We start from the raw sequence: 7,960 nt of genomic DNA, 5'->3' as shown, positions 1-7,960 counted from the left end.
CAAAGTCAACTAGAAAATTTAATTTTCTTTCTTTCGAAAAAAGTTAATCTTTCAATTTAACTTTAACCTTCTCTTTGGTTTGCGTTTTCTCTCGCATCCCGCCGTGTCAGTGGGTGCGCATTATAGGGAGCTGAGGAAATAGTGCAAGCACTTTTTAAAGAAAACTTATAAAAACACACAACTCGAGCAATTATTGAGCTAAACACACTAAAAATGTACATTTAGTATTCGTTTGTAGGGTTTTATCTCCCTATAGAGATTTAAATCATTAAACTCTACACTAGTGCTATCTTCTTCATTAGAGTCTTAGAATCATGTTAAGAACGTATAAAGGTATCGCCCCCAAGTTATCTGAAGGGGTATATGTAGATGAAAGCGCAGTTCTGGTTGGCGATATTAGTGTTGGCAAACATAGTAGTGTCTGGCCGTTAGTGGCCGCGCGCGGCGATGTCAATTATATCACCATTGGTGAGCGCACCAATGTTCAAGATGGCAGCGTTTTACATTTAACACGTAAAAGCCAAACAAATCCCGAAGGCTACCCTTTGATCATCGGTGACGATGTGACTGTTGGCCATAAAGTTATGCTGCACGGCTGCAAGCTAGGCAATCGTATCTTGGTCGGTATGGGTGCGATTGTCATGGACAATGTCACCGTTGAAGATGATGTCATTATTGGGGGTGGTGCGCTAGTCCCACCTAACAAGACGTTGGAGTCTGGCTATTTATATGTTGGCAGTCCAGTCAAGCAAGCTCGCAAGTTAACAGATCAAGAGCTCGCTTTTTTAAAAGTCTCCGCGCAAAATTACGTAGAGCTTAAAGATGAGTATTTAGAGGAAGGTTAACTCTATCTCACCAGATGCCGAATAGCTTTCATCTTCTATGAGCTCTTCGGCTTGCATTTCATAATCAAACTGATGATTTCTAAAATGCACCAATGGTTCTTCTAACGTTGCAGGTACCGCAATTACACATGGCACTATCATGCCAGAAACCATGGCAGTAAAGACTAATCGACTAAGCGCAACGTCATAGTGAATATCATCATTAAATAAGACCGCTTGATTCATGATTATTTTACCTTTTCCAATACCGCTTCAACATTTGGAGATTTACCTCGCCACACAGTATACGCTTCAGCAGCTTGCCCCACTAACATGCCAATACCATCAATTAGCTGACAATTTGGATTATGCGTCGCTATCCAGTTTAAAAAGCTCGTCTGCGTATCACTATAAAACATATCGTAACCCCAGCTTGTCTGCGCCACGACATTGCTTGCAATATTCGGTATGTCACCGGTGACACTCGAAGAGGTTGAGTTTATCACACCTGTGTAAGGTAAATGTGGGATTTCATTGAGTGCCACAGCAGTGACTTCACCGTAAGGGGCAAATAGCTTAGCTAATTGTTGGGCTTTTGACACCGTACGATTTGCTACTACGATGTGTTTAACACCAGCTTGCAATAATGGGTATATACACCCCCTTGCTGCACCACCAGCGCCCAAGAGCAAAATCACAGCATCTTGTAATTGCACTTGATGTCTCAGTAAATCCGATACTAGGCCAGCACCATCCGTATTATCACCTAATACTGTTCCATCATCTTGTCGCTTTAATGTATTAACAGCGCCAGCCAGTTTTGCCCGCTCAGTGAGCAGATCAGCATAATTAAATGCTTCTTCCTTGAACGGTAAAGTGACATTCGCTCCAAGTCCGCCATCAGCAAAGAACGCATTGATACTACTAACAAAGCCATCTACCGGCGCCAATATAGCGGTATAGTCAATCTGCTCATTAAGTTCAGATGCAAATTGCGAATGAATCTCTGGCGATTTAGAATGCTTTATCGGGTTACCAAAAACCGCGTATTTATCCATTTTTAGCCTAACAATAGTGATAGTGAATGAAGCAGTTAATTAAACGTATCTTTAATAAAGATGCAAGTGAAGATCCTAAGACATCGCAAAATCATCATGCACCTAACCCCGAACGCACGCCCTATGAATTAATTGGTGGTGAAAAAGGGGCGCTCGCTTTGGCAAATCGCTTTTATGATGTTATGGCAAGCGATCCCTATGCAAAACCACTTTACGACATGCATCCACTGCCACTTGATAGGATCCGTCAGGTATTTTTTGAATTCTTGTCAGGTTGGTTGGGCGGCCCAGACTTATTTGTCGAAAAGTATGGTCACCCGCGTCTGAGAATGCGCCACATGCCTTTTACTATCAACCAAGACCTGCGTGACCAATGGATGTATTGCATGGATAAAGCATTAGATGCTGAAATTGATAACCCACTACTGCGTGAAGGCTTAAGAAAGTCGCTGGCACAATTAGCGACACATATGATTAACCAAGACTAGCGTGCTATTTGTAATTTTGCATTAGCGAAGTCACTTTTGCGCTGAGTCAAATGGTACGGGTTTATTCACACGCATAATGGATGCTTAATTTCTATTAGGTGCGATGCGTGTGAAGTCTATTCAACATAAAATATATGCCCTGCTCGCCATTACTGGTGTATTGGTACTCATAGCCAGTATTTTGAGCAATAGTAGTCAACAAAAAAACCTCGCCGAGCAAACTGTCGAAACCAATATTCGATTACTGGCCGATAACTACTTCGACTCTATCAATACCATGATGCTCACCGGCACCATGTCTAATCGGCATATTCTCGGGGAAAAGCTTCGTAACCATGACAATATTGAAGATGCTCACATCGTCCGTGGCGATCAAGTCAATAAGCTTTACGGCCAAGGAAATGCCAACGAATCTCCACAAACGGATGCCGAACATGCAGCACTCAGAGGTGAAGAGCGCTTAGTCATTGAGCAACGCGGTGATAAACGAGTTATGACTTACCTAAAGCCCATGGTTGCCAGTGCAGACTACAAAGGCACAAATTGCTTAGGCTGCCATCAAGCGCAAGAAGGTGATGTGTTAGGTGCAGTCAAAATCAGCTACTCACTGAGTGATATCGACAATACTGTCGATACCAATACCGTATTTAGTACCGCACTACTAAGTACCATCTTTGCCACTGCGTTCATCATTTTAGGTATTTTATTCCGCAAACTATTTATCGTTCGCTTAAAAAGGCTTGGTAAAACCATGCGCCTTGCTACGTCCAACCAAGATTTAAGCTTACGCATTGAAGATAATATAGATGATGAGTTAGGCCGCCTTGCTACTAACTTCAATAAAATGATGGCAGCCTTTAAAGACAGTATTGCCGAGGTGTCCCGTTCATCAAAAATCCTGATCCACTCTGCGGAGCATATATACACCGCTGCAGAAACCACAGAAGAAGCAATACAAGCGCAAAAACAAGGGACAGATTCGGTCGCTGCTGCAATCAATGAACTAGAAAGCTCATCCAGTGAAGTAAAAAATACCACCCACTTTGCCTCTGAAAAGTCTGACAGTAGCAATCACCTTGCAGAGCAAAGTATGTCGATTGCCCACACCACAGAGCAAAGTATCAATCAATTAGCCGATGATATTCGAGATGCGGCTAATCAAGTCAGCCAATTGCAAACACAAACTCTGGCTGTTGGCAAAGTGCTAGAGGTGATAAGCAGTATCGCTGAGCAAACGAATTTGCTTGCGCTCAACGCTGCTATAGAAGCCGCACGCGCAGGCGAAGCTGGCAGAGGGTTTGCAGTGGTTGCCGATGAAGTGAGAACTCTGGCAACCCGTACTCATGACTCTACCGATGAGATACGCCGCACCATAGATAAATTACAACAAGAAGCACAGCAAACCGTTAACGCAATGACGGCTTCCTGTGCAGAGGCTGATGATCGCGCACAGCAAGTGCAACAGGTTGCTCAGGCGTTAAAGGATATTTCATCTCAAATGCATGAGATCAATGCGCTCAATGTGCAAATTGCCGATGCCACTGAGCAACAAAATCAAGCAGCTGAAGAGATCAACCAAAGTGTCGTCGCCATTCGGGATAATGCCGAGCAATCTTTGGAAGATGCCCACGGTAGTAAACGAGTCAGTGAAGAGCTACTCGAGCTAGCGCGATCTTTGGACGAGCAGGTACGAGGGTTCAAATTAGACTAACCATTAAAAAAGGAGCATCACGCTCCTTTTTTGATAACTTGACCCTTATTAGCTCAACCAATTTATGAGAGCGAGTCTATATTCAACCAATCTTGTGGTTTTAAGAAATGCTCATATAACTTTGCTTCATTAGAGTCGGCTTCTGGGGTGAAGTCATACTCCCATCTAGCTAATGGCGGCATCGACATCAAAATGGACTCCGTACGACCACCACTTTGCAAACCAAATAGTGTGCCTCTGTCCCATACTAAATTGAATTCAACATATCGACCTCGACGATAAAGCTGAAATTCGCGCTCTTGCTCAGTCACTTGGGAAGCCTTCCTGCGCTCAATGATGGGGGCATAAGCAGGTAAAAAGCCTTCGCCAACAGCTTGCATAAAGGCAAAGCTCTTATCAAAACCCCACTCATTCAGATCATCAAAAAATAATCCACCTACACCCCGGGTCTCATCACGGTGTTTTAAGTAAAAATAATCATCACACCACTTTTTATACCGCGGATACACGTCATCACCAAATGGGTCACATAGGTCTTTTGCGACTTGGTGCCAGTGCTTAACGTCTTCCAAATGCGGATAAAACGGCGTTAGATCAAAGCCACCGCCAAACCACCAAATCGGCGCCTCACCTTCTTTTTCGGCAATGAAAAAACGCACATTGGCGTGACTGGTTGGTATATGTGGGTTTTTTGGGTGAATAACCAAAGAGACGCCGCAGGCATGAAAGCTTCGCCCTGCTAATTCTGGTCGATGCGCTGTTGCTGATGCAGGCATTGACGCGCCAAAAACATGAGAGTAATTGACTCCCCCCTGCTCAATGACATCACCGCCTCTAAGCACCCGTGTTCGACCGCCGCCGCCTTCTGCACGCTCCCACTTATCTTCCACAAATTTACCACTGCCGTCAGCTTGCTCTAAGCCCGCACAGATAGCATCTTGCAGCTGCAATAAGAATTCCTTGACCGTTTCTAAATTCACTTTGCTCACGCACTTAGCTCCTAAATACTTTGCCTGTCATGGCATCACGGATTTGGCTTGGTGCAGTGCGACCACCTAACTCACCCTCTTGATAAAAACCAACACGTTCATTAAACATAGCCTTGGCTTCATCAATGGTCATTGCAGGCTCTTCACCACTGAAGTTAGCACTGGTCGATACAAGTGGCTTACCAAATGTCTTACAGAGTTGCTTCACAACAGGATGATCGGTCACTCGAACCGCGATACTCGAATGCGCGCCGGTTAGCCATTTTGGTGTCGTCGATTTTGCAGGTAGAACCCAGGTGACCGGTCCTGGCCATGCTGAAAAGATCTCAGCACGCTTATCCATTGGGATTTTTGCATCATCGACATAGATTAAACACTGGGCAAAATTGTCAGCAATCAGTATCAGGCCTTTTTCAATTGGGCGCTCCTTTAACGCTAAAAGTTTATGTACCGCACTTTCGCTATCCGGATCGCACCCCAAACCAAAAATGGCTTCAGTGGGGTAACAGATCAACTCACCTTGCTGCAATGCATCAATCGCAGATTGCGGCTTAGCTGTTTGATTTTCATTGTGACTCATTGGGATCCTCAATCATATGCTGACAAGCTTTTTGCGGACATTGTAGCATAGCTTTTCCAGCCCGCTTTTTTTGCACCATCACAGGCCAATCGCACTGCTCACACTGATGTGCTACGGGATACTGATTCAAACTATATTTGCATTTAGGATAAGCATCGCACGCATAAAAAAACTTGCCGTACTTATTCTGTCTTTTCTGTAGATGCCCTTTATGACATTTAGGGCACTGAGGAAACGTATCAGCTTGCTCCTCTTCTTCATGCACAATGAAGTCACACTCTGGGTAACCGGTACACCCTATAAACATGCCATATCGACCATTTCTGATCACCAATGCTCGGCCACATTCTGGGCAAGGTGCATCATCTAATACTTTGATTTCGTTGCTATCATGATGAGCAAAGGCACGCATATAATCGCATGTTGGGTAATTGGCACAGCCAAGAAATGCTCCACTTTTAGAGTGTTTGACCACCAGCTCTGAACCACATTTAGGGCAGATCTCATATTCTTTTTCTAATGCATGTTTATCTGCATTAAAAATAGAGTGATCAATTTTACTCATTTGTTTACCTTCACTGTGCATGCTTTGCGCTATTTTACTGTGTGTATCAATATAAGGACAATAAAATTACACATATATTAGTTAAGATAATCGCATTTGAAAGAATTAGAAAAACTGAGGACATGAATTTGCTACGGCACATTAATAGCTCAAATATGCCGCAGGCATTGTTAGTGTAGCAACCCTGATGGTTGCTCGAAGATTAAGTCTTCCATTTGTGCATAAGCATGCTCTTTTCCAGGTACATTAAATAACACCATTAAAATCACCCATTTCAAATCATCCAAACAAATAGATGATTTTTCGAGTGCCAGCATGCGGTCAACGACCATCTCTCTGGTCGTACTATCAATCACGCCTATTTGCTCAACAAACATTAAAAAACCTCGGCATTCTACATCGAGTACTCGACACTCTTCAGCCGTATAAATGCGTATTGCTGAGTCTGGTTTTGCGTTTAAGTAAGGAAATTCGTCACTGTGTTGAAGATCTGCTAGTTGCTCTAACCAATCCAAGGCTTTATATATTTCTGATTGATCAAAGCCTGCGCCAACTAACTCATCTGTTAACTGATTTTGCTCTACGAAGATATCCGCTTCGCTGTGAATATAGTTTTCAAATAAATACATCAGGATATCAAACATATTTAACCCCTCGCTAATTTGATGTAGCCGTTTAATACACGTTCTACTTTGTCTTCAAGCTCTAAGTCCAATAGTCTGGCAAGTACCTGCTCTACTGGCCACTGGGTCCTCTGTGCTAAGGTATCAACGTCAGTTACCTCATAACCGAGATTTTGCAAAACGAGGCAAGCCTCCTGTTTTTTCTCACTTTCTATAATATATAGACTGTTTTCGGGTAAAAAGCTCACCTCTTCGATAATATCGCTGACATTTTCCGTCAGCTTTGCTCCCTGCTTTATTAAAAAATGGCACCCCTCTGATAAACTGTGGCGAATGGAGCCTGGGATAGCAAATACCTCTTTATTTTGCTCAATGGCATAACGCGCAGTGACCAGTGAACCACTTTTTATCTCAGCTTCTACCAATAACACGCCCAAAGAGAGCCCTGATATAATTCGATTGCGCCTTGGAAAATTAGTTCCATGAGGATTTGTACCGGGTAAAAACTCACTGACTATCAAGCCTTGCTCGACAATCCGCCAATACAGCTCCTCATGACGCTTTGGATAAATCACATCTGCACCCGTGCCCAACACCGCGATCGTTCCCCGCACACTTTGCAGTGCACCACGATGTGCTGCGCCATCAATGCCTCTTGCCATGCCTGAGGTGATAACAAAATTGGCTTCTCCCAGTTGCTTAGCAAAGTCATAAGCATTGTCCATCCCTAATCGAGAAGCACTGCGACTGCCGACAATGGCGATTTGAGGTTGATGCAACAGCTCACTGTTGCCACGGCAAAATAACACCCAAGGTGAACTACAAATATGTTTTAGCGACTCAGGATAATGGGTGTCAAAGTAATGGATAATTTGAATTTTTGAAGACACACACTGTGCAAGAATACGATCCACTTTGGACCAATCTATAGTGACCAGTTGCTGTGCTAGGTGGTCACTCAGCCCTAACTGGCAAAGTGCAGGTTTGGGCAACGTAAAAAGCGTAGATAGCGCTATCTTTTGTTTTAGCGCCAAGATGGTGCTCACACCGATGCCACGACATAGGTATAAAGCCACAGCTTCTCTTAATGATAAATGTGCCATGCTCCCTCCTTGAAGCAGT

The 7,960-nt window shown here is 43.7% G+C and carries 10 protein-coding genes; 3 read left to right on the top strand and 7 right to left on the bottom strand.

Going from position 1 to position 7,960, the window contains the following annotated elements; genetic code table 11:
• Nucleotides 1–311: 311 nt before the first annotated feature.
• Entirely contained in the window at nucleotides 312–845 is a 534-nt protein-coding gene (locus tag L1077_RS21515) for a gamma carbonic anhydrase family protein (RefSeq protein WP_196760601.1), read from the top strand.
• Here L1077_RS21515 and L1077_RS21510 read toward each other — a convergent pair.
• Both L1077_RS21510 and aroE read right to left on the bottom strand, forming a co-directional pair.
• Nucleotides 831–1,070 carry a DUF1488 domain-containing protein gene (locus L1077_RS21510; RefSeq protein ID WP_063360129.1) on the bottom strand — a complete coding sequence of 80 codons (240 nt, stop codon included), beginning with the start codon at nucleotides 1,068–1,070 and terminating at the stop codon, nucleotides 831–833. The genes L1077_RS21515 and L1077_RS21510 overlap by 15 nt on opposite strands.
• A 2-nt stretch (nucleotides 1,071–1,072) precedes the next feature.
• Nucleotides 1,073–1,882, bottom strand: a complete 810-nt coding sequence (gene aroE, locus L1077_RS21505; protein ID WP_237138925.1) for a shikimate dehydrogenase — start codon at nucleotides 1,880–1,882, stop codon at nucleotides 1,073–1,075.
• 26 nt (nucleotides 1,883–1,908) lie between these two features.
• Here aroE and L1077_RS21500 point away from each other — a divergent pair, with 26 nt between their 5' ends.
• Nucleotides 1,909–2,370 carry a group II truncated hemoglobin gene (locus tag L1077_RS21500; protein WP_237138924.1) on the top strand — a complete coding sequence of 154 codons (462 nt, stop codon included), beginning with the start codon at nucleotides 1,909–1,911 and terminating at the stop codon, nucleotides 2,368–2,370.
• 103 nt (nucleotides 2,371–2,473) lie between these two features.
• Nucleotides 2,474–4,081, top strand: a complete 1,608-nt coding sequence (locus L1077_RS21495; protein WP_237138923.1) for a methyl-accepting chemotaxis protein — start codon at nucleotides 2,474–2,476, stop codon at nucleotides 4,079–4,081.
• Between the two features lie 62 nt (nucleotides 4,082–4,143).
• Here the strand turns inward: L1077_RS21495 and hemF are convergent, their stop codons facing one another.
• The 5 genes from hemF to dprA form a co-directional block, all read right to left on the bottom strand.
• The gene (hemF, locus tag L1077_RS21490) at nucleotides 4,144–5,070 is read right to left on the bottom strand and encodes an oxygen-dependent coproporphyrinogen oxidase (RefSeq protein WP_237138922.1); all 927 of its coding nucleotides are present in this window, start codon (nucleotides 5,068–5,070) and stop codon (nucleotides 4,144–4,146) included.
• A gap of 4 nt (nucleotides 5,071–5,074) precedes the next feature.
• Nucleotides 5,075–5,650, bottom strand: a complete 576-nt coding sequence (locus L1077_RS21485; RefSeq protein ID WP_237138921.1) for a Sua5/YciO/YrdC/YwlC family protein — start codon at nucleotides 5,648–5,650, stop codon at nucleotides 5,075–5,077.
• Nucleotides 5,637–6,215: a DNA topoisomerase family protein gene (locus tag L1077_RS21480; RefSeq protein ID WP_237138920.1), complete on the bottom strand. Its 579-nt coding sequence runs from the start codon at nucleotides 6,213–6,215 to the stop codon at nucleotides 5,637–5,639. The genes L1077_RS21485 and L1077_RS21480 overlap by 14 nt, the downstream gene beginning before the upstream one ends.
• A gap of 170 nt (nucleotides 6,216–6,385) precedes the next feature.
• Nucleotides 6,386–6,859: a DUF494 family protein gene (locus L1077_RS21475; protein ID WP_063360135.1), complete on the bottom strand. Its 474-nt coding sequence runs from the start codon at nucleotides 6,857–6,859 to the stop codon at nucleotides 6,386–6,388.
• 2 nt (nucleotides 6,860–6,861) lie between these two features.
• Nucleotides 6,862–7,941, bottom strand: coding sequence for a DNA-processing protein DprA (gene dprA, locus L1077_RS21470; RefSeq protein ID WP_237138919.1), 1,080 nt, complete (start codon nucleotides 7,939–7,941; stop codon nucleotides 6,862–6,864).
• Nucleotides 7,942–7,960 lie beyond the last annotated feature (19 nt).

Origin of the sequence: Pseudoalteromonas luteoviolacea (assembly GCF_021654285.1) — a bacterium.
Classification (GTDB): Bacteria; Pseudomonadota; Gammaproteobacteria; order Enterobacterales; family Alteromonadaceae; genus Pseudoalteromonas; species Pseudoalteromonas luteoviolacea_J.
Note: the sequence above shows the minus strand (reverse complement) of the source record. Positions and strands in the feature narration are given on the sequence as shown.